The organism is Methylocystis sp. (assembly GCF_051061225.1).
GTDB lineage: Bacteria > Pseudomonadota > Alphaproteobacteria > Rhizobiales > Beijerinckiaceae > Methylocystis.
Genome location: NZ_JBPFEB010000053.1, coordinates 1 through 19,234 on the forward strand (window position 1 = coordinate 1; position 19,234 = coordinate 19,234).

A 19,234-nucleotide genomic window follows, 5' to 3' on the forward strand; every position below is an offset into this window, starting at 1 on the left:
CCGCCACCGTCAGGTCAGCGCTCGTGCCTGGATTGATTTTGTTTTCCTTAAGTTTCCGATCGAAGTCCAGCGCTGCCGCGAAGGCCTCGTCGCGACCCGCCGCGCTGTCGATGCGGGCGGCTGCGCGAGCGGCTTCCTCGCGAACCGTTCGCGCGGTCTCGATCCCGTATTTGCGCGCCACGTGGCTGTCCGGGAAAGACTTCAGGAAGGCGAGATATATTTCAAGCGTCACGCGCGGCGCGTCATGACCCCGCGCGCGGGCGCGCCGCAAGGCTTCGAGGCCGGTCCCGAAAATATCCGAAAAGTCATTGGCGTATTGGCGACCAATGCGATCGCGGTCGGCGCTTGCGCGCATGGCTTCGAGCAACGTTATCTCCGCCGGAGCCGCGACGTCGTGCGCCTCCACGGAGCCTAATCCGGCGGGATTGGCGCGGGCGATGGCGCGAAACGCAGCGGCCGCGTCGGCGACGTCGAGCGTCGCAAGGACGCGGGCGGTCTCGTTGCGCAGGTCATGGCTCTTGGCGCTCAACGCCGCGTGGGCGAGCGGCGCGCAAAGCAGAATGATGCCGAGATTGGTGTTTTGACCGACGGCGGCCCAGGTGGCTTCGACCGCGCGCAGGATACGTTCGCCGACGCTCGCGTCCGGTGCGGCGATATAGAGCGCGGCCGCGTGAGCGCTGTCGATGAAATCCTTCGCCTCCATCCCGTGGCCGGGCGCGAACCAATGGACATTGCCGGGCTTGGGCGCCGCGAGCTCCGCTTCGCAAGCGGCGATGAAAGCCCGGGCGACGGAGGCATGGGAAATCATGCCGGACGCGCCACTTCCCGCAGCGCGTCCGTCGCCAGCCGCTCGGCGATCGAGAAAGGCGCGATGCGTTGCAGCCCGCTCCAGCCCGGCATGCTGTTGACCTCCAAAACCATGGGCCGGCCATCGGCGCGCGTGATGAGATCAACGCCGGCGACGATCGTTCCCATCGCCTGCGACGCCGCAAGCGCCATGTCGCGCGCCTCCTGCGTCGGCTCCGCGCTAACAGGCCTCGCGCCCTGCCGCACATTGGTGATCCAATGGCTCGAGCGCCTCTTCATCGCGGCGACGACCTCCCCGCGCGAGACGAGAATGCGCATGTCTTCGTAAGGCGGGCGGCTCGGGCCGACAAAGCGCTGGAGATAGAAGACGCCGCGCGCCTCCTCGAGCGAGGGAATGTCGCTTTCCTTTTCGATCAGCCGCAGGCCCCAGCCCTGGGCGCCGAAGAGAGGCTTCATGACGAGCGGCCCCTTCGCGCATTCCCGCCGGGCGATCTCGCGCGCCTGAGCGAGCGACTGGGTCGCGAATGTCTCGGGCGCCGGGAGGCCCGCGCGCGCGAGCAGAAAGCTCGCCATGCTTTTATCGGTGCCGCGCTCGATGGCGCGGGCGCCATTGAGCAGCGGAACGCCCAGCGCCTCCAGCGCATGCAGCACGCCGAGCCGCATGGTGATGGCCTCCAGCGAGCCGTCGCCGATGGCGCGCACGACGGCGAGGTCGGGCAGCGCGTGAAAGCCGGGGATGGCGAGGCCGTGGGGTCGGCTGGTGTCGATGCGGCAGGCCGAGAGCCGCACGGCGACCGGCGTCGCGCCCAGCGCGCGGAAGGCGGCGAGCGTGTGATCGACGTGCCAGTCGAGCTTGTCGGTGAAAACGGCGACGCGGGACCCGCGAGCCTCGGCGAGAGAACCGGCGGGCGCCGTGAAAGGGAGCGCGTCAGACGCCAATGTTGCCTTGCCCTTTAATCGGTCGGAGCGCCGCTCGTAAGCTGATCCCTCCCCTTCACGGGGAGCGCGGCCCCGCCGCAGGCGGGGCCGGTTGGGGGCGACGCCCCATCATGGCTGTGGCGGCGCGAACCCCGCCCGGCGGCCTTCGGCCGCCGACCTCCCCGTAACGGGGAGGTAGGGGGATCGCGTCGGATTGTGTTAGCCGCCGAAGGACTTGTCGAGCAATTCCTCGTTGATCTTGCCGGCGCGGAAGGTCTCGCCGGTGTCCACCGCCGTGACCAGCGCCTCGGCCGGCGAGAACAGGCTGCCGTCGATCTGGTAGAAGTCGCCCTTGTAGGCCTTGAAGATTTCCGCGAAGGGCCGGCCGTAGTCGCGCGAATTGAAGCTCGGCAGCTTCTCGGCGAGCTCCCTGGCGGCGTCGGCGGGTCCCTTCACGAAGAGATGGGCGCGGCCGGCGTAGATGATCGCGTCATTGGTGCGGCCCATCGCCTGCACGAAATCCGGATGGGGAGGCGACAGCGGCGCGGTGGCGATCCCGTCGACAATGTTTTCGAGCGGGAAGTGCAGCTCATGGGCCTTGTGCAGCGCGACTTCGAGCACGCGGCCGACGACCTGCACGCTGCCGGCGAGCGACTGCGTCGGCGCATAGATGAAGGCGACCTTGTCGGGCGAGACGCCGGACTTCGTCGCCACCTTCTCGACGACTTCCTTCGGCGGCGGCGAGCCGCTCTCCAGCACGATGGTCACGCGGTCGGCCTGATCCTTGTAGCCGAGCTCATCGAAGAGCTTTTCGACGCGCGCCTGGGCGCGGCCGGGGCCGGAGCCGAGCGCGAAGAATTTCTCGTGCTGAAGGCTCCATCCCGCATATTGGCTGGCGAGGCAGGCGACGACCGGGTCGTTGCTGGACACGGTGAGCCAGAACGGCCATTTCGACGCGCCCGGCGCATGGGAGAGCGTCACCCGGCCAAGGCCGCCCATGCAGATTTCGGTCAGCAGCAGACCCGCGTCGATTCCGCCCGGCGCCTTCGCGCCCGCGTCGATCAGCAGTTCGCCGAGTGGCCCGCGAGAGACCGCGAGGCGATAGCGGCCCGCGCCCGCGACCAGGCGATCGACGATTTCGCCCGCAAGAGTGTTGACGCTGGCCGTCAGATGGCCCGGGTTTTCGCTGGCGCTCACTTGTGATCCTCCCCTCGGATTGTCTCGTGGCCCTGCCGATCCTCTTTCGCCGGGCTGAATTTACAGCCAAAGGCGGGCGGCGCGGGCATAACCTCTCGGGCTTATCCGCGAAACCAAAGCGGGCCGCAAGCCCTCGGGCGGCGTCGCGCCCGTGCGTGGCGGTCGCGGGGTCATCGTCGCCAATGTCGACGTCCTGCGGGCGCTGGACGCCTCCGCCGCCGCCGACAGGATTTCCTTTTGAAAAAACGCCGCGAGACCACCCGCAAAAACTGCAATTCGAAAACAAGAGGTTAGCCGGAAAACGCAGCGCTGGCGGAGACTTCTGGCCGAATGCGCCGATTTTTTGGCATTGCGCGACCCGACGCGCGGCGGGACAATGAGGATATGAATAATGATAAGCTTGCGTTTGATCCTTGCCTTTATCATCTCCGGACCGTGGACGAGACGGACGCGTCGTTTCCGGCCAATAAAAGAAGAATTGGTTTCCTGATCTATCCGGGCTTCGAGATCGTCGATCTCGCCGGGCCGCTCGACGCCTTCTATTACGCGGGCCGGACTCTTGGCCTGACCGGCCGCAGCGGGGAGCCGGGCTACGACATCTCCGTCATCGGCTGGGACGCCGGCCTGGTGCGCGGCAAATGCGGCCTCGAAATCATGGCGCCCCATCGCTGCCGCGACGTCGCCAGCCTCGACACGCTCATTGTCGTGGGCGGCGAAGGCGTGTTCGACGCCTGCGCGGACGAGCGGATTCTCGACTGGATTCGCGCCATGGCCGGGCGCGTGCGGCGCCTCGCCTCGATCTGCACGGGCTCCTTTCTGCTGGCCGCGGCGGGATTGCTCGACAATCGCAAGGTGACGACGCACTGGATGTATTGTGACCAGCTCGCGGCGGCCTATCCCTCGCTGCGGGTCGAGCCTAATCGCATCTTCGTGCGCGACGGCGGCGTCTATACGTCTGGCGGCATCACCGCCGGGATCGATCTCGCGCTGGCGCTGATCGAGGAGGATCTCGGCCGCGAGGCGCCGCGCATGGTCGCGGGCCTGATGGTCGTCTTTCTGCGCCGCCCCGGCGGACAGGCGCAATTCAGCCCCTTCCTTGAAGGCGAGGTCACGGCCTGCCGCGACATCGGCGAACTGAAATCCTGGATTCTCGGCAATGCGGGCGAGGATCTCACCGTGGAGCGGCTGGCCGGCCAGGTGGCGATGAGCCCGCGCAATTTCGCGCGCCGCTTTCTCGCCGAAAGCGGCGTGACCCCCGCGCGGTTCGTCGAGCGCGCGCGCGTCGAGGCGGCGCGCTGCCGGCTCGAACAGACGGGCCAGTCACTCCAGACCATCGCCGAGCTGTGCGGTTTTACGACCGTCGACCGCATGCGGCGCGCCTTTCGCCGGCATCTCGATGTCGGGCCGCATGAATATCGTGATCGCTTTCAGTCCAGTCGCCGTGATTCACAGGGGGAGATTCGCGATGAAAATAGCTTTTCTCACGACCGCGCATAACAGTCTCAGCCAGCGTCTGCTGATCGAATTGTCGGAGCGCGGCCATTCGGTCGCCGTCACCATCGCCTCGAGCGGACAGGCGATGCTCAACGCGGTCGCGGCGCAAAAGCCCGATCTCATCATCGCGCCCATGCTGAAAACGGCCGTGCCGGAAGCGATCTGGCGGCGCCATGTCTGCCTGATCGTGCATCCGGGAATCATGGGCGATCGCGGACCCTCCTCTCTCGACTGGGCGATCATGGGGGGTGAGAAGCGCTGGGGCGTCACCGTCCTGCAGGCGGCGGCGGAGATGGACGCGGGTCCGATCTGGGCCAGCCACGAATTTCCGCTGCCGGCCGTCGCGGACGCCAAGGGCAGTCTCTATCGCAACGAGGTGACCGAAGCGGCGGTGCGCGGCGTGCTGGAGGCGGTGGAGAAATTTCAGTCGGGCGGCTTCCGGCCCATTCCGCTCGATTACACGCGGCCGGAGGTGCGCGGGCGCCTGCGTCCGACTATGACGCAGCAGGACCGCGCCATCGACTGGCGCCGCGACCGCAGCGACATGGTGGTGCGCAAGATTCGCGCCGCCGATAGCGCGCCGGGCGTGCTGGACGACATCTTCGGGCTCCCCGTCTTCCTCTATGGCGCGCATTTCGAGGACCGGCTGAAGGGTCCGCCGGGGAGCGTGATCGCCCGCCGCGACGGGGCCATCTGCCGGGCGACGGTCGACGGCGCCGTGTGGATCAGCCATCTCAAGCTCAGGGGAGAGGCGCGGGAGGGGGAATGCCGCTTCGCCGGGTCGGGCTGTCCGCGCTGTGACGCGGAGTTCTGTCCCGTCGCGGGCGTCAAGCTGCCGGCGACGCAGATTCTGGGGCCGCTGGCGCATGGCGTTCCAGAATCCGTGCTGCCGGTCGTCGCCGCCGACGACCATCGCAGCTTCCGCGAAATCCGCTACGTCGAGGCCGATGGCGTGGGCCATCTCTCCTTCGACTTCTACAACGGCGCCATGAGCACGGCGCAATGCTATCGCCTGCGCGACGCCTTCCTGTTCGCGCGCAGCCGGCCGACCCGGGTCATCGTGCTGCACGGCGGCAGGGACTTCTTCTCCAACGGCATCCATCTCAACGTCATCGAGGCCGCGCCCGATCCGGCGCTCGAGTCCTGGCGCAACATCGTCGCCATCGACGATCTGGTTTGCGAAATCCTCAACACCATGTCGCATGTCGTCATATCGGCCGTGCGCGGCAACGCCGGCGCCGGCGGCGCGATACTGGCGCTGGCCGCCGATCGCGTCATCGCGCGCGAGAGCGTCGTGCTCAATCCGCATTACAAGAGCATGGGCGGGCTCTATGGCTCGGAATACTGGACCTATCTCCTGCCGGCGCGTGTCGGCGCGGCCCGCGCGCGGGAGGTGATGGACGGCTGCCGTCCGATGGGAGCCCGTGAGGCGCGGGCGATCGGCTTCGCCGACGACGTGGTCCCGGGCGATCTGGAGAGTTTCGAGCGGCATGTGCGCGCGCAGGCCGCCGAGACGGCGCGCCGCGCCGACGTCTGGAACATGCTGCGCGACAAGCACGAGCGGCGCGTGCGCGACGAACGGGCGAAGCCCCTCGCCACCTATCGGGACGAGGAGCTGTCGCGCATGAAGGTAAATTTCTTCGGCCCCGATCCGGCCTATCATCGCGCGCGCGAGAACTTCGTCTACAAGGGTCGCGCGCCCGCGCAGAAGGCGCATGCGCCGGCCGCCGCGGCTCGGCGCGTCGCCGCCGAGTAGCGAGCGGCGCCGTCAGCCGCGCTCGATGAAGTCCAGCGCGACGCCGCCGGCGATCGGCGCGTCGCCTTTCTCCCTTGCGTCGGCGAGCCGGTCGAGGCGGATGAGGGCAAGGCCTTCATCGCCGAGCGACGAGCCGGTCACGCCGATCTCGATCTCGCCGGCGCGGATCGGCTCGCCGGGCTGCGGCGCGCCGCCGGGGGCCCGATAGGGGGTGACGCGCTTGCGCACCAGATTGCGGTGCTTCATGCGCGAGACGACCTCCTGTCCGACGTAGCAGCCCTTCTTGAAATCCACGCCCGCGAAGAGGTCCATGTCAGCCTCATGCGGAAACGCGTCGCCATAGGCGAAATCGACGCCGCCCTTCGGCACCCCGGCGCGAATGCGGCGGGCCTCGTACTCGTCGAGCGCGCCAGCGGCCGCGATCCGCCCCTTCTCGTCGAGCGCCCGCCAGCCGAGCGCGGCGGAACGGGGATCGGGCGCGAGGGCGAGCGCGGCGACGTCCGGAGGCGCCTCGGCCTCGGGAAACGCAACCGCGTCGAGACGGCCGCTGAGGTTGGTCACTGTCAGCTTCGCGCGCAGCTTGTACATGTTCAGCCGCTTTTCGAGGTCGGCGGCGAGCGAAAGCGGACAATCGAGCAGAAACCGCCCGTCACCCAGCGCGAAGGCGAGGAAGTCGAAGAGAATCTTGCCCTGCGGCGTGAGCAGGGCGGCGAAACGCGCCTCTCCCGGCTTCAGCGAGGCAATGTCGTTGGTCGCCAGATTGTGCAGAAATTTTGCCGCGTCCTCGCCGGAAACCTCGATCACGCCGCGGTCCGCCAGCACTATCGCCGTCGTCATCCCATTCTTTCCTGTATCGCCCAACGGTCCATGCCTGCGCAGCTTTGCCTCGCGGAGCAGGCTGTGAAGACCTCGGGCGCCTGAACACTTACGCCAAGACTTGGCGCGAAGACTTGGCGCGAAGACTTGGCGCGAGCACTTGGCGCGCCGGAATCTTGTCCTTAATTTAGGGCGCGTCACTTCACGACGCAGCCAGTGCAAACGGGGCGCCAGCCATGCCGCAGAGTTTCGACGTCATCCTCTCCGGGGGCACGCTCGTCAACCATGACGGGGAGGGCCTGCGCGACCTCGGCCTCAGGGACGGGAAGATCGCCGAGATCGGCGACCTCTCGCGCGCCGCGGCCGGCGAGCGGATCGACTGCCGGGGATTGCACGTCCTGCCGGGCGTCGTCGATTCGCAGGTGCATTTTCGCGAGCCCGGGCTCGCGCACAAGGAAGATCTCGAATCGGGCTCCCGCAGCGCCGTGATGGGCGGCGTCACGGCGGTTTTCGAAATGCCCAACACCAATCCGCTCACGGCCGGCGAGGCCCAGCTTGCGGACAAGGTCGCGCGCGGGACCGGGCGCATGCATTGCGACTTCGCCTTCTGGGTCGGCGGGACGCATGAGAACGCCAAACATGTCGCCGAACTGGAGCGCCTGCCCGGCGCCGCCGGGATCAAGGTGTTCATGGGCTCGTCCACCGGTTCGCTGCTCGTCGCGGACGACGCGGGCATTGCGGAAATTCTCTCGCACACGCGCCGCCGCGCCGCCTTTCACAGCGAGGACGAGGAGCGCCTGAACGAACGCAAGCATCTGCGCGTCGAGGGCGACCCCTCCTCTCATCCGATCTGGCGCGACGCCGAGACGGCGCTGCGCGCGACGCAACGGCTCCTGACGATCGCCCGCGAGGCGCGCGCGCTCGTGCATGTGCTGCATGTCACCACCGCTGAAGAGATCGCGCTGCTCGCCGCGCACAAGGACATCGCCAGCGTCGAAGTGACGCCCAATCATCTCGTCCTCGACGACGAAGCCTATCGCCGCATCGGCACGCTGGCGCAGATGAACCCGCCGGTGCGCGAGGCGCGCCATCGCGAGGCTCTGTGGGAGGGGCTGCGGCAGGGCGTCGTCGACGTCATCGGGTCCGATCACGCGCCGCATACGCTGGAGGAAAAGGCGCAGCCCTATCCCAAAAGCCCCTCGGGCATGACCGGCGTGCAGACGCTCGTGCCGCTGCTGCTCGATGCGGTCAACGAGGGGAAACTGACGCTCGCGCGTTTCGTCGATCTCACCAGCGCCGGACCGCAGCGCATCTTCGGCATGGCGGGCAAGGGTCGTATCGCGAAAGGCTATGACGCCGATCTGACCGTCGTGGACCTCAAGCGACGCCAGACCATCCGCAACGAATGGGTCGCCTCGCGCGTGGGCTGGACGCCGTTCCATGGACTGGAGACGACCGGCTGGCCGGTCGGAACCTTCGTGCGCGGCGCCAGGGTGATGTGGGAGGGCGAACTCGTCACGCCCGCGACAGGCCGGCCGATCCGCTTTCAGGCGGCGCTCTGAGCGGCGCCGTCACTCCGGGCGCCGCCATTCCGTGCAACGGGCGCGGGCGCCCGAGCTGTCCTCGGTGAGATCGCCGCTGATCTGAAGGCCGTCCGTCACCTTGATGCTGACGATGCCGTTGTGAAAGCCGAAACGGTAGTCGCGCTTCATCGGATAGGAGCGGCCGTCGCTGGCGACATAAAAACAGAAGGAGCTGTATTGCGGATTGGCCATGCGCGAGATCGAGCAGTGAATCTCGTAAGGCAAGGGCGCGCAGCGAAGAATGACGTCCTTGTTCGGGATGTTCCAGTTGGGGGAGGCGACCGACCCCGCGAGCGCCGGTCCGGCGGCAAGACACGAGATCGACAGAAGCAGCGGCGTGAGCCCGTTCGTGGAGAAAGCGTCCGTCATCGACATTCCTGAAGACGGCGCCCGCGAACGGGCGCCGCTTTGCTGTGCCCCGGCGACGATCATAGGCCGGGCCGCGCCGGATCACCAGCAGCCGCAGCGATTGTAGCCATAGGAGGGGTAGCCATAGCCATAGCCATAGGCCGGATAAGCCGCGCCGTAATAGCCATAGCCGCCGTAGGGGTAGGCCGCCGCGCCGGCGAGCGTGCCGACCGCGAGACCGCCGAGCAGACCGGCCGCCAGCGCGCCGCCGCCGCCCCAGCCGCCATAACCCCAGCGGCCATAACCCCAGCCGCGACCCCAGCCGCCGCCATAGCCCCAGGCCGGGCGGCCCCAGCCGTACCCCCAGGCCGAAGCCGGCGTCGAAACGGAAACAGCGCCCACCAGCATGGTGCTTGCGAGGGCGACCGTCAGCATCTTGCGGAAGTTCGTCATTGCCATCTCCTGGGTCCTTGTCCGCCAAAGCCCCAAAGCCACCCGTTGCAACGCAAACCCGGTAGGCTTGTTCCGCGATCGCGCGGGCAGGGAGACAGGCCGCCCCCGGCTCTCGACCGGCGCGGCGCGCCTTGCGTCAAGACGTTAGGCGGACGAAGAAATTTCGGGCGCGAGGATTCCCGCAGGCTCCGGCGGCGCTAACTGCATGGCGTTCCATTTCCGAGACGCTCTGCGAGGAGGCCGACCATGGGCGCCACGAATGACACGCCGCGCAACGAGGGCGAGGGCAATCGCACGGCGGCGAAGCAGTACAACGACGCGCAGCGCAAATTCGTCGAAAGCGGCAAGGTGGAGCCCGCCGCCAAGGACGCCGAGCATGCGCTGGAGACAGACGAGGCCGAAGAGCTGAAGCGCGCCGAGGAGAAAGGCCGCGCCCACGCCCGGCCGCATGAACAGGAGCGAGAGATCTAATCCTCGCTCCAGAAGTAATGCCACACGCCGTCCGCCGCGATCCCGATGCGGGTCGCGCGGGGGTGACCCTCGGCGTTGCTGCGCGCCAGATCGGCGAACCGCACGCAGCGCCACCGCGCGCGCGCCTCCTCCTCATTGGCCGCGGGCGCGGGCCGCCGGGCGAAGGCCGGCCATTCATAGAGCGTCACCGGCCCGCGCGTGACGACGACAAAGGGCTGGGCGAGGACGGCGCGGGCGAGGGCGACGGTCTCGCGGCCGGCGCCGTCGAAGGAGAGGGATTTTAGAACGGCGATCGGATCGGAGCCCGCCGGAAAGGCGCCGCTTCTGGCGAAGAGCGGGCGAACCTCGTTCCAGTCAATCGGGATGCGCAGCGCCTCGACGTCGTTCTTGTCCAGAGCCGCCAGAATTTTGTCGCGGATGGCGCGGACCGGGGCGGGTGGCGGATCGGTCGAGGGCTGCGAGACCACGTCGGGGGTTTGCGGCGCGGCGCGCTTCGGGGTCTGTCTGGCGGGGCCTTTCATGGGCGCACTCTAGCCGCGCGGCCCTGCAAAAGGCGAATTCCTGTTTCCCTGCTTCGCGACGGCCCGGAGAATTGTATAATCCGGCCACAACCGCCATCTGGACGGAGATCCCGTCCCCGGAGCGCGCATGCACCATCTCCCCGAACAAGAGCCGCCCCGGCCCGAGGGCGCGGAGGCGCTCGAACAGGCCTTGCGCCGCTCCGCATGGGCCATATTGGCCGAGCGCGGCTTGCGCCTCGCCGCGGCGCTGTCCACCCTGGCGCTGTTCTTCCTGACCCTGTCGTGGATCGGCCTGTGGGGCGGGCTTCCGGTCGAAGCGCGCATGGCCGGCGTCGGCCTCTTCGGATTTGTGGCGCTCTTTCTCGTCGTGCGGGAGGCCATACGCGGGCGCCCCCGTCGCCGCGCGGCCGCCGCGCGTCTCGACGCCGAGGCGCGCGGGCCCCTCAAGCCGGCCGCCTCGCTCGACGACACGCTCGCGGGCGAAGCCGCCGATCCGGCGACCGCCGCCTTGTGGGCGTTGCACCGCCGCCGTCTTCTGGACGAACTCGCGCGCACGCCGGTCGCGTCGCCGCGCACGCGCCTCCCGGAGCGCGACCCCTATGCGCTGCGCGCCTTCGCGCTGGTCGCCGCCGTCGCCGCCGCCTTTGTCGCGGGCGACGAGAAAGGCGCGCGGCTCGCCGCCGCCTTCGACTGGCGCGTCGTGCATCGGCTGGATGGGGCGCAGCGTCTCGACGCCTGGTTCGAACCGCCGGCCTATACGGGCCGTCCGCCCATCGTGCTGGCGCAGGAGAGCGGCGTCGTCGAGGCGCCGGTGAATTCGACGCTGCGGCTGCGGCCGGCGGACGCCAGCGTCTCGGCCGAGGGCGCGCTGGCGCCGGTCGAGGCGTCGGGGGATGGCAAGGAGCGGGCCTATGTGCTGTCCGGCGCGGCGCGTCTCGACCTGCCCGACGGCCGCCGTTTCGAGGTGACGGCGATCCCGGATCGCGCGCCCGGCGTGTTTCTCGTCGACCGGCCGCAAAACAACGCGCGCGGCACGATGACGCTCTCCTATCGCCTCGAGGACGATTACGGCGTCGTCAGCGCCGAGGCGCTCTTCGAACGCAGGGAGGGCGGGCGCCGCGCGCTCTACGAGCCGCCCCGTCTGCCGCTCGATCTGCCGGCGGGCTCGGGCGGGCTCGGCGAGGGCCGCGCGACGCTCGATCTCGCCGACAGCCCCTATGCGGGCGCGCAGGCGATCATGCGCCTCGTCGCCAGGGACGCCGCCGGCAATGAGGGCGTTTCCACGCCCGTGACGGTGACGCTGCCCCAGCGGCGCTTCGTCAAGCCGCTCGCCCGCGCGCTCGCCGAGCAGCGGCGCATTCTGGCGCTCGATCCCGCGTCGCAGGCGAGCGTCCGCACCGCGCTGGAGGCGCTGTCGCTCGCGCCGGAAGCCTTCGAGACGCCCTCCGCCATCCATCTCGGCCTGCGCGCCGCGCGGCGCGGCCTCGAAGGGCGGCGCAGCGACGATGACTTGCGCGGCGTCGCCGACATGCTCTGGGCCATGGCGCTGAAGGTCGAGGACGGGAACCTCTCCGAGGCCGAGCGTGATCTGCGCGCGGCGGAACAGGCGCTGCGCGAGGCCATGGCGCGCGGCGACAGCGAGGAGGAGATCGCGAAGCGCACGCAGGATCTGCGCGCGGCGCTCGACAAATTCCTGGAGCAGGCCGGCGCGCGCCGCAGCCCGCCGGGCGAAGAGCGGGAAAGCGCCGAAGACGCCGACAGCGTCACCGCCGACGATCTGCAATCCATGCTGGACGAGATCGAGCAGGCCGCAAAATCGGGCGACATGGCGCAGGCGCAAAAGCTCCTCGACGATTTGCAGGACATCATGGAGAATGCGCAGACCGGCGATGCGGCGGGCGAGATGAACGCCGCGCGCAAGGCCCGCCAGCGCGAGATGCAGCGCGCCCTCGGCGAGCTCGACAAGCTCTCGCGCGACGAGCAGCAATTGCGCGACGACACCTTCAAGGGGCTGCAATCCCCCTTCGAGGACGATCCCCGCAAGCAGCGCGGCAAGGCCGGCGAGGCGCAGCAGGGCGACGACGCCAGCGCCGAGCGTCGCCGCCAGCAGGGGCTGCGCGAGAAGCTCGAGCGCCAGCAGGACGCGCTGAAGGATGAAGCGGGCGAGGCCGGCGAGGAGCTCGACGCGGCCCGCAAGGCGATGAAGGACGCCGAGTCCGCGCTCGGCCCCGGCGGCGAGGGGCGCGACAAGGCCGTCGAGTCGCAGGGCCGCGCCGTGGAGTCGCTGCGCAAGGGCGCCGACAAGCTCGCCCAGCAAATGCGCGGCGAGGGCCAGCAGGGCGCCGAGGGCGAGGAGGGCCAGGGCGGCAAGGGCAAGGGCCGGCGCACGCGCCAGGGCAAGGGCCGCGATCCGCTCGGGCGTTCCTCCGGCGGTCAGGCGTCGACACGCGGCAAATATGATCCGCTCGGCCTGCCGCCGGCCCAGCGCGCGCATCGCGTGCAGGAGGAGCTGCGCCGCCGCCTCGGACAGCCCGAGCGCCCGGCGGAGGAGCTCGACTATCTGCAACGGCTGCTCACGCGATAAACGGCTTGCGCGCGGGCAGGGGCTTCTCTACTTGCCTGAACAGCAACCCTAAGAGGGCGTCATGTCCAATCTGCTGGTCTTTATCGCCGCGTCAGCGGTGTTTCTCGTGCTGCTCGCGGGCTTTTTCAACATGTTCCGGGGCGGCGCGGGGGCAGGGCAGCGGTCGCAGACGCTCATGCGCTGGCGCGTCGGCCTGCAATTTCTGGCGCTCGCCATCGCGCTGACGGTGCTCTACTTCCGGGGACATTGAGCTTGGTCAAGCTGGACAGGATTTATACACGGGGCGGCGACAAGGGGGCGACCTCGCTCGCGACCGGCGCCCGCCGCCGCAAGGACGACATTCGCGTCGAGGCCTATGGCGACATCGACGAGACCAACGCCGCCATCGGCGTCGCCCGCCTCGCGATCGAGGCTCGCGACGCGGCGCTCGATCAGATGCTCGAGCGCATTCAGAACGATCTCTTCGATCTCGGCGCGGAGCTGGCGACGCCGCACGACCCCGAGAAGCCGCTCGATCCCGCCATGCGGCTGGCGATCCTGCCCTCGCAGGTGGAGCGGCTCGAAAGGGAGATCGACCAGCTCAACGCCGATCTCGCGCCGCTGCGCTCCTTCGTGCTGCCGGGCGGCACGGCGGCGGCGGCGCATCTGCACATGGCGCGCACCATCTGCCGGCGCGCCGAGCGCGTGATGGTGACGCTGATGCAGACGGAAGGCGAGGAGCTGTCGGCGACGGCGCTCGCCTATGTGAACCGCCTGTCCGACTTCCTCTTCGTCGCGTCGCGCTTCGTGAACCGCGAGACGGGTGATGTTCTGTGGAAGCCGGGCGCGACGCGGTAGCGACGGCACAGGTTTCTTCCGTTATCCCGGCCTGCCCCTCACCCCGACCCTCTCCCCGCATCGCGGGGAGAGGGTCGGGGTGAGGGCGAAGCCGCATCACGCACCCACGCAGTGTCCGCCTACCTCCCCGCGCTCTTCGCCAGCCAGGTCACCACGAGCGGATCGTCCACCGCGCCCGTCACCGTCGTCACGGCGCCGTCGGGCGCGACGAGGGCGGTGAAGGGCAATTCGCCGCGCCAGCCCTTGTCGGCCTCGAAATAAAGCTTCTCGACGAAATCGTCGGAAAAGCCGTAATGCGCCGCCTTCCCCAGCCCGGCCTTTTCGGCGCGCGCCTCGGCCCGGGGGCGATCCTCGTCGTCGTCCGTGTTCACGAAGACGATGTCGACGCCTTTCTGCGCGTCGAGCATTTTCGCCCATTGCGGCAGTTCGACGAGGCAGGGCGGGCAGGTCACCGACCAGAAATGGATCATCAGCGGCCGGCCGGCGTGGGCCTTCACGATCTGCGCGAAGCCGCCGCGGCCATAGGGCTTGAAATCGAGCGCCGCCGCCTGCCCCGCCGCGAGGCAGAAACAGGCGAGCGCCGTGGCGCGAAGGAGAGTGAACATCGCCGCCCTCACTTCGCCGACGCGCTCTTGTCGTCGCGCGGCAGCGGAATCAGGCGATAGCCTTCCTTGTGCGTGACCCAGGAGAGGTAAGCGGCGGTCTTGCCGGCGACGAGTTCGGGATGGTCGGAAGCGTCGGCGGTCTCGGCGATCACGCGCGGCGCGCTCCAGCTCTTGCCGCCGTCGCGCGACATCTGCATGGCGACGCTGGTCGTCGTTCCGTCGAACTCCTTCCAGACGCGATAGAGCCGGCCCTTCGCCGCGAGCGCGACAGGATGTCCCGGCGCCTTCGCGTCATCGCCGAATTTCTCCGGGGCGGAGAAGCTTTTCCCGCCGTCGCGGCTCTGGGCGTAGAACAGGCCCTGCCGGTTCTGGCCCTTGGTGAACCACACGACGTGCCAGACGCCATTGGCGTCGATCGCCATGCCGGGGCCGTGATGCGGGCAGGAGTTGATCGCCCAATTGTCGTCGCTGACGCGCCCGCCGGAAAGCGTCGCGCCGTCGGCGGAGAGTTTCGCGGCGTAATGGTCGCGGATATTGCCGGGAAAGACCTGCCGCCAGACGAAGACCGGCTGGCCGTCCCTGTCGAGCGCCGAGGACATGCGGCAGCATTCGCAGGCGTGGTCGAGCAGGATCTTCTTGCCGCTGAAGCTCTGGCCGCGATCGTCCGACCAGGCGAAGGCGACGCCGCTGCCCTCGAACTCCTTGCCCTCCGCCTTGGCCTTGAGGGCGTTCGTCTTGTCGAGCCAGCCGGCGTAGATGCGGCCCTTCGGCGTGACGACGAAGGTCTCGAAACGCTGGCCGCCTTCGGTCAGCATCGGCTGCGGCGTCGAAAAGCTCTCGCCGCCGTCGGTCGAGCGCGCGGTGAAGATCGTGCCGATCATCTGCTTGTCCGGCCGCGTCGTATAGCTCGCGAGGAGCGAACCGTCGGCGAGCGGGACGATCTTGGGCCGCGGGTCGCCATGGGAGTCGACGACGCCGTCGGCGATGGTCGCGACGGTCGCCGGCGCCGCGAAGCTTTTGCCGCCGTCCGTGGAGCTGGCGACATAGACCGTCTTGCCGACCGCGAAGGCGACCCAGAGCGTTCCCTTGCGGTCGAAGGCCGGATGGACCGTCATGGCGCAGGCGGGCTTCGCCTCCGAGCAGGCGGGCGCGGCGTGATGGCTTATCGCCGGAGCGGCGGGGGCCGCCGGCGCCGGGGCAGGGGCCGGGTCTTGCGCCAAAGCGGCGCCCGTCGCGCCGAGAAGGGCGGCTGAAGCAAGAAAAAGGCGGGACACAGGCATGGTCGACCCTCCCAAAGAGATCGCTTTTCTCAGTCTTGATTGGCGCGGAATTTGAATGTCTGGCCGATGTCCATCGACCCGCCAGGCGGCGGGGGCGTCACGATCTGCGAGAGGATTTTCCTGACGATCTCGGCGTGGGCCGGGCTCGTGGTCTTGTCGATCGTCACCTTGACGACCTTGCCGGCAGGACCGACGACGAAGCTTGCCGTCACCTCGCCGGGACCGGCGGGATTGACTTCCGGCGTGTGCTTCGCGATCTCGCTGTAGAGCAGGCTCAGATATTTGCTCTCGGACATGGCGGCGGGCGCTTGGGCCGGCGCTTGGGCGGGAGCGTTCGGCGCGGCTGGCTTCTGAGCGGGGGCCGCCGGCGCCGTCGGAGCGGCGGGCGCGGCGGGTTTCGGCGCGGGCTGGGCGGGCGCGGGCTTCTGCGTCTGGGCGACAGCCGCGCCTGAAAAGGCGAGCGCGCATGCGAGCGCGACGCGCCCGCAGGTGAGGACGTTCATCTCATGGCTTTCCGTCAAAAGAGACGCGGCGGACCCGAGGGCCCGCCGGCTTGAGCGTTCAATGGAAGGAGAAGGCCTGGCTCACGAAGGCCGAGCCGCAGTTTCCGGGTCCGCGCGAGGAGGACACGATCCGCCGCGCCAGCGCCGCATGCGCCGGCGTCGAGCCCGAGGCCGTGACGCCGGAAATGCCGCCGCCCGCATTGACGTGGAAGGTCACCTGGGCGGTCCCGGCGCCAAGGCTGGTCGAGCCCGGCGTATGCTGGCGCAGCGAGGCCGCCACATGGGCGAGACAGCTCGCCTGCGAGGCCCCCGTGCCGCCGCCCGCGTCGGGCGCGCCGGCGCGGCGGCGGGTCTGCGCCTCGCGGCGCTGCTCGGCCCGCTCGACCTGCTTCTGCTCTTCCTGCTTGCGCTCGGTCTTCTCGACGTCTTCCTTCTTCATGGCGAGCGGAATGGCGTCCGGCGCCATCACCACCGGCGGCGGCAGGGCGAGGTCCGGCTGCTCGACGGCGACGGGCGGCGGCGTGTCCTCCGCCGCGCTCACTTCCTGCTGCTCGATGAAGTCGCCTTCCTGCACGAGGTCCATGGTCAGGGAGTCGAGCGAGATCGACTTGGGCGCCGGCGCGAACAGAAAGGCCGCGAAGACGGCGAGATGCGCCGCGACGATGGCGGTGATCGCGACCGGGCGCAGCCAGGGCGGGTTGACCGGCGGCGGTCCCGCCGGCTCCTCCCCGCGCTGTCCGGCGAGGCCGGGTGAGAGCGCGAAATCCGTCATTTGGCCGCTCCCGCCGGGACAGCCGTCGCGGGGACAGCCGCTTTCGCGCCGCCGGTCTTGCTGCGCGAATTGGTCATGATCGCGATATGGGTGATGCCATTGGTCGCGAGCTTGTCCATCACCGCGACGACCTCGCCATAGACGGCTTCAGTATCGCCGCGCACATGCACGACGCGGCTGTGGTCGTCGCCCATCATGGCGCGGATGCCGTCGATCAGCGCGCTCTCCGAGACCGGATCGGCGCCGAGCGACACCTTGCCGTCCTTGCCGACGGTGACGACAATCGGGTCTTTCTGGTTGATCGGCTGCGCGGCGCTGGCCTGCGGCAGATTCACCTTCACGCCCTTGGCGAGCAGCGGCGCCGTCACCATGAAGATGATGAGCAGCACCAGCATGACGTCGACGAGCGGCGTGACGTTGATGTCGGCGAGGGGCTGATAGAGGTCGTTGTTGCCCTTGAAGCGCGTGGGGAGAGCCATTATGCGGCCTCCTTCTGGTGACGGGCGCGAGCGGCGGCGCCGGCGCTGGTCATGCGCAGGGCCTCGTCCTCGATGTAATGGGCGACCTGCTGGCCGGCGCGGGAGAACGAGGCGCCGATGCGGTTATAGCCGACCGAGGCCGGAATGGCCGCCGCGAGGCCATAGGCCGTGGCGGCGAGCGCCTCGGCGATGCCGGGCGCGACCACCGCGAGGCTCGTGTCCTGCGACTGGGCGATGCCGGCGAAGCTGGTCATGATGCCCCACACCGTGCCGAACAGGCCGACGAAAGGCGCGACCGAGGAGATCACCGCGAGATTGGGCAGGCCGCCTTCCGCCTTGGTGAGAAATTCGCGCGCCGCGCGGCTCATGTTCTCGGCGACGCGTTCGCGCTTATCGCCAACCGTCTCGTCGGGAATGTCCAGCGCATAAGCCTCACGGCCGGCTTCGGCGACCGGCTCGAGAAGGCCGATCGGGCGGCCCGCGCGAGCCTCGCGCGCGGCCTTGCCGATGCGCACGACGGCCACCGTCGCTTCAATGATCAGAACCCAGGTCCAGATGGAGGCGAGAAGCAGCGACGCCATGACGACCTTGCCGACGGGGCCGGCGTTGAGGAACATGGCGAGTGGGGAAAGCGACGTATGATCCATGGAACGCACTCATTTTCTTTTTGCGGACGCGCGCGCGGGCTGCGACAGCGGCGTCCTTTTTGAATTCTTGTCGTGATCCAGACGCGAAAGGCGTCCCCGATCGGCTATTCTAACCACAAGCAGGCGGTGGGCCAGCGTTACGGCGCGCCGATCGGAAAAGTTCTAAATTGGAAAGGGCGGCGCCCGCGCGCCATGCGCCGCCCGCAGGCCGACGCCTTCCGGCTCATGCGCCGTAAAGGATAAACAATAGATATGCGACGGCGCCGAAGGTGGCGCGGCCGGCGTCGCGAGGCGGGCCGGCAGAACGGCGGCCGCCGTATGCGCCGCGAGACAGCAGGGGCAATGATGCCTTGCGGATTTCTGACCCTCGGGCGCCTTGTCGAGGCTCGCGGCGTCCGCGCGCTGCGTCATGTGACGCTTGAAGCAGGCGAAGAGTCCGACGCTCTGCGCGCCATTGTTTTTGAAGACGATATCCGTCGCGCTGGCGGCCGCCGCGCCCGACGCGGCGACGCTGAACATCAGCGCCCAAGCGACGACCAGCGCAATGGCGGCGCGTATGCGAAGGCTGATGTCGCGCGACTGTGACATAAAAGCCTCTTACTGGATTTTTCGACTACTGACAACGCGAGCCGGCTAGGAAGGTTCCGCTCGTGTTGGCACAGTGCCACGCGCCGCCAAGAAGAGAAATCTTCCGCGAGTCGCATGAGCGAGGCCGCCGGGTCGGTTATGTCGAAAAGAATGCTCGCATCGCTGATTGTCTGTGTCGCATTGCTGACACAGCTCGGCGCGTCCTTCTGGGGCGCGGCGGCGGCGCGCGACGGCTACCTCCCCTGTCATCGCGACATCGCCGTTTCGGCCGACGCGTCCCGCGACGCCGGTCGCAAGCCGATGGGCGCCCCGGCCCCGCACGATCACGCCTCCTGTTCGCTCTGCCAGCTCGGATTCAGCGTCGTCAGCAGCGACGCGCCGCTCTTCGAGGCGCGAGCGGTCGCGTTCCAATTCCGCGTCGCGCTGGCGGAGCCGGACGTTCCGGCGCTGCGCGCCGTCTTCAATCGCAGCGCGCCAGCGCGCGCGCCGCCCTCCCTGGTCTGATCCGAATTTGGATGCTCGGCGCGCAAGCGCCGGATCGGACGCGCCCGCCCAAAGGGCGCCGGGGAGAACAA

At 68.8% G+C, this 19,234-nt stretch carries 22 protein-coding genes; 8 read left to right on the forward strand and 14 right to left on the reverse strand.

What is annotated here, in order from left to right; all coding sequences use genetic code 11:
* The 3 genes from ACR652_RS10340 to mch all read right to left on the reverse strand — a co-directional run.
* A partial coding sequence (locus tag ACR652_RS10340; RefSeq protein WP_434506431.1) for a triphosphoribosyl-dephospho-CoA synthase occupies positions 1 to 808 on the reverse strand: 808 nt, incomplete at its 3' end.
* Complete coding sequence (locus tag ACR652_RS10345) at positions 805 to 1,746, reverse strand: RimK family alpha-L-glutamate ligase (RefSeq protein ID WP_434506432.1); 942 nt, start codon at positions 1,744 to 1,746, stop codon at positions 805 to 807. The genes ACR652_RS10340 and ACR652_RS10345, both read right to left, overlap by 4 nt.
* Before the next feature lie 198 nt (positions 1,747 to 1,944).
* Entirely contained in the window at positions 1,945 to 2,922 is a 978-nt protein-coding gene (gene mch / locus ACR652_RS10350; RefSeq protein WP_434506433.1) for a methenyltetrahydromethanopterin cyclohydrolase, read from the reverse strand.
* A gap of 330 nt (positions 2,923 to 3,252) precedes the next feature.
* Between mch and ACR652_RS10355 the strand changes: the two genes are divergently transcribed.
* Together ACR652_RS10355 and ACR652_RS10360 are read left to right on the forward strand one after the other, a co-directional pair.
* Positions 3,253 to 4,419, forward strand: coding sequence for a GlxA family transcriptional regulator (locus ACR652_RS10355; RefSeq protein ID WP_434506434.1), 1,167 nt, complete (start codon positions 3,253 to 3,255; stop codon positions 4,417 to 4,419).
* On the forward strand, positions 4,388 to 6,172 hold the full coding sequence (locus ACR652_RS10360) for a hydrogenase maturation protein (RefSeq protein ID WP_434506435.1): 1,785 nt from the start codon (positions 4,388 to 4,390) through the stop codon (positions 6,170 to 6,172). The genes ACR652_RS10355 and ACR652_RS10360 overlap by 32 nt, the downstream gene beginning before the upstream one ends.
* Positions 6,173 to 6,184: 12 nt before the next feature.
* On the opposite strand, the gene ACR652_RS10365 is transcribed toward ACR652_RS10360, so the two are convergent.
* Positions 6,185 to 7,009: a YgfZ/GcvT domain-containing protein gene (locus ACR652_RS10365; RefSeq protein WP_434506436.1), complete on the reverse strand. Its 825-nt coding sequence runs from the start codon at positions 7,007 to 7,009 to the stop codon at positions 6,185 to 6,187.
* 215 nt (positions 7,010 to 7,224) lie between these two features.
* Here ACR652_RS10365 and ACR652_RS10370 point away from each other — a divergent pair, with 215 nt between their 5' ends.
* A complete protein-coding gene (locus ACR652_RS10370) occupies positions 7,225 to 8,550 on the forward strand; it encodes a dihydroorotase (RefSeq protein WP_434506437.1) in 1,326 nt (441 codons plus the stop codon).
* Positions 8,551 to 8,559: 9 nt separating this feature from the next.
* Here ACR652_RS10370 and ACR652_RS10375 read toward each other — a convergent pair whose 3' ends face one another.
* Positions 8,560 to 8,940: a hypothetical protein gene (locus tag ACR652_RS10375; protein WP_434506438.1), complete on the reverse strand. Its 381-nt coding sequence runs from the start codon at positions 8,938 to 8,940 to the stop codon at positions 8,560 to 8,562.
* Between the two features lie 81 nt (positions 8,941 to 9,021).
* Positions 9,022 to 9,372, reverse strand: a complete 351-nt coding sequence (locus tag ACR652_RS10380) for a hypothetical protein (protein WP_434506439.1) — start codon at positions 9,370 to 9,372, stop codon at positions 9,022 to 9,024.
* 246 nt (positions 9,373 to 9,618) lie between these two features.
* Here ACR652_RS10380 and ACR652_RS10385 point away from each other — a divergent pair, with 246 nt between their 5' ends.
* Positions 9,619 to 9,843, forward strand: coding sequence for a hypothetical protein (locus ACR652_RS10385; RefSeq protein ID WP_434506440.1), 225 nt, complete (start codon positions 9,619 to 9,621; stop codon positions 9,841 to 9,843).
* Here ACR652_RS10385 and ACR652_RS10390 read toward each other — a convergent pair.
* On the reverse strand, positions 9,840 to 10,364 hold the full coding sequence (locus tag ACR652_RS10390; protein WP_434506441.1) for a hypothetical protein: 525 nt from the start codon (positions 10,362 to 10,364) through the stop codon (positions 9,840 to 9,842). The genes ACR652_RS10385 and ACR652_RS10390 overlap by 4 nt on opposite strands.
* Positions 10,365 to 10,491: 127 nt before the next feature.
* Between ACR652_RS10390 and ACR652_RS10395 the strand changes: the two genes are divergently transcribed.
* The 3 genes from ACR652_RS10395 (at position 10,492) to ACR652_RS10405 (ending at position 13,785) form a co-directional block, all read left to right on the forward strand.
* Complete coding sequence (locus tag ACR652_RS10395) at positions 10,492 to 12,948, forward strand: TIGR02302 family protein (RefSeq protein ID WP_434506442.1); 2,457 nt, start codon at positions 10,492 to 10,494, stop codon at positions 12,946 to 12,948.
* A gap of 61 nt (positions 12,949 to 13,009) precedes the next feature.
* Positions 13,010 to 13,198: a twin transmembrane helix small protein gene (locus ACR652_RS10400; protein ID WP_434506443.1), complete on the forward strand. Its 189-nt coding sequence runs from the start codon at positions 13,010 to 13,012 to the stop codon at positions 13,196 to 13,198.
* Between the two features lie 2 nt (positions 13,199 to 13,200).
* A complete protein-coding gene (locus ACR652_RS10405) occupies positions 13,201 to 13,785 on the forward strand; it encodes a cob(I)yrinic acid a,c-diamide adenosyltransferase (protein WP_434506444.1) in 585 nt (194 codons plus the stop codon).
* Between the two features lie 119 nt (positions 13,786 to 13,904).
* Here the strand turns inward: ACR652_RS10405 and ACR652_RS10410 are convergent, their stop codons facing one another.
* The 7 genes from ACR652_RS10410 to ACR652_RS10440 form a co-directional block, all read right to left on the reverse strand.
* Complete coding sequence (locus tag ACR652_RS10410; protein WP_434506445.1) at positions 13,905 to 14,390, reverse strand: TlpA family protein disulfide reductase; 486 nt, start codon at positions 14,388 to 14,390, stop codon at positions 13,905 to 13,907.
* An 8-nt stretch (positions 14,391 to 14,398) separates the two neighbouring features.
* Positions 14,399 to 15,670 (reverse strand): exo-alpha-sialidase, encoded by a 1,272-nt coding sequence (locus ACR652_RS10415; protein ID WP_434506446.1) that lies wholly within the window; start codon positions 15,668 to 15,670, stop codon positions 14,399 to 14,401.
* A gap of 29 nt (positions 15,671 to 15,699) precedes the next feature.
* Positions 15,700 to 16,173, reverse strand: coding sequence for an energy transducer TonB (locus ACR652_RS10420; RefSeq protein ID WP_434506447.1), 474 nt, complete (start codon positions 16,171 to 16,173; stop codon positions 15,700 to 15,702).
* A 58-nt stretch (positions 16,174 to 16,231) separates the two neighbouring features.
* The gene (locus ACR652_RS10425; RefSeq protein ID WP_434506448.1) at positions 16,232 to 16,945 is read right to left on the reverse strand and encodes an energy transducer TonB; all 714 of its coding nucleotides are present in this window, start codon (positions 16,943 to 16,945) and stop codon (positions 16,232 to 16,234) included.
* Entirely contained in the window at positions 16,942 to 17,424 is a 483-nt protein-coding gene (locus ACR652_RS10430; protein WP_434506449.1) for an ExbD/TolR family protein, read from the reverse strand. Before ACR652_RS10430 ends, ACR652_RS10425 begins: the two co-directional genes overlap by 4 nt.
* Positions 17,424 to 18,071: a MotA/TolQ/ExbB proton channel family protein gene (locus tag ACR652_RS10435; protein WP_434506450.1), complete on the reverse strand. Its 648-nt coding sequence runs from the start codon at positions 18,069 to 18,071 to the stop codon at positions 17,424 to 17,426. Before ACR652_RS10435 ends, ACR652_RS10430 begins: the two co-directional genes overlap by 1 nt.
* 162 nt (positions 18,072 to 18,233) lie before the next feature.
* Positions 18,234 to 18,659, reverse strand: a complete 426-nt coding sequence (locus tag ACR652_RS10440) for a hypothetical protein (RefSeq protein WP_434506451.1) — start codon at positions 18,657 to 18,659, stop codon at positions 18,234 to 18,236.
* A gap of 150 nt (positions 18,660 to 18,809) precedes the next feature.
* Between ACR652_RS10440 and ACR652_RS10445 the strand changes: the two genes are divergently transcribed.
* Positions 18,810 to 19,163, forward strand: a complete 354-nt coding sequence (locus tag ACR652_RS10445; RefSeq protein ID WP_434506452.1) for a hypothetical protein — start codon at positions 18,810 to 18,812, stop codon at positions 19,161 to 19,163.
* Positions 19,164 to 19,234 lie beyond the last annotated feature (71 nt).

Bases quoted from the DNA above. Each gene is read 5' to 3' on its own strand.
- ACR652_RS10355 (WP_434506434.1), top strand. From the start codon at position 3,253: ATGCGCCGATTTTTTGGCATTGCGCGACCCGACGCGCGGCGGGACAAT.
- ACR652_RS10360 (WP_434506435.1), top strand. From the start codon at position 4,388: ATGAAAATAGCTTTTCTCACGACCGCGCATAACAGTCTCAGCCAGCGT.
- ACR652_RS10365 (WP_434506436.1), bottom strand. From the start codon at position 7,009: ATGACGACGGCGATAGTGCTGGCGGACCGCGGCGTGATCGAGGTTTCC.
- ACR652_RS10370 (WP_434506437.1), top strand. From the start codon at position 7,225: ATGCCGCAGAGTTTCGACGTCATCCTCTCCGGGGGCACGCTCGTCAAC.
- ACR652_RS10375 (WP_434506438.1), bottom strand. From the start codon at position 8,940: ATGACGGACGCTTTCTCCACGAACGGGCTCACGCCGCTGCTTCTGTCG.
- ACR652_RS10380 (WP_434506439.1), bottom strand. From the start codon at position 9,372: ATGACGAACTTCCGCAAGATGCTGACGGTCGCCCTCGCAAGCACCATG.
- ACR652_RS10385 (WP_434506440.1), top strand. From the start codon at position 9,619: ATGGGCGCCACGAATGACACGCCGCGCAACGAGGGCGAGGGCAATCGC.
- ACR652_RS10390 (WP_434506441.1), bottom strand. From the start codon at position 10,364: ATGAAAGGCCCCGCCAGACAGACCCCGAAGCGCGCCGCGCCGCAAACC.
- ACR652_RS10395 (WP_434506442.1), top strand. From the start codon at position 10,492: ATGCACCATCTCCCCGAACAAGAGCCGCCCCGGCCCGAGGGCGCGGAG.
- ACR652_RS10400 (WP_434506443.1), top strand. From the start codon at position 13,010: ATGTCCAATCTGCTGGTCTTTATCGCCGCGTCAGCGGTGTTTCTCGTG.
- ACR652_RS10410 (WP_434506445.1), bottom strand. From the start codon at position 14,390: ATGTTCACTCTCCTTCGCGCCACGGCGCTCGCCTGTTTCTGCCTCGCG.
- ACR652_RS10415 (WP_434506446.1), bottom strand. From the start codon at position 15,670: ATGCCTGTGTCCCGCCTTTTTCTTGCTTCAGCCGCCCTTCTCGGCGCG.
- ACR652_RS10420 (WP_434506447.1), bottom strand. From the start codon at position 16,173: ATGAACGTCCTCACCTGCGGGCGCGTCGCGCTCGCATGCGCGCTCGCC.
- ACR652_RS10425 (WP_434506448.1), bottom strand. From the start codon at position 16,945: ATGACGGATTTCGCGCTCTCACCCGGCCTCGCCGGACAGCGCGGGGAG.
- ACR652_RS10430 (WP_434506449.1), bottom strand. From the start codon at position 17,424: ATGGCTCTCCCCACGCGCTTCAAGGGCAACAACGACCTCTATCAGCCC.
- ACR652_RS10435 (WP_434506450.1), bottom strand. From the start codon at position 18,071: ATGGATCATACGTCGCTTTCCCCACTCGCCATGTTCCTCAACGCCGGC.
- ACR652_RS10440 (WP_434506451.1), bottom strand. From the start codon at position 18,659: ATGTCACAGTCGCGCGACATCAGCCTTCGCATACGCGCCGCCATTGCG.
- ACR652_RS10445 (WP_434506452.1), top strand. From the start codon at position 18,810: ATGCTCGCATCGCTGATTGTCTGTGTCGCATTGCTGACACAGCTCGGC.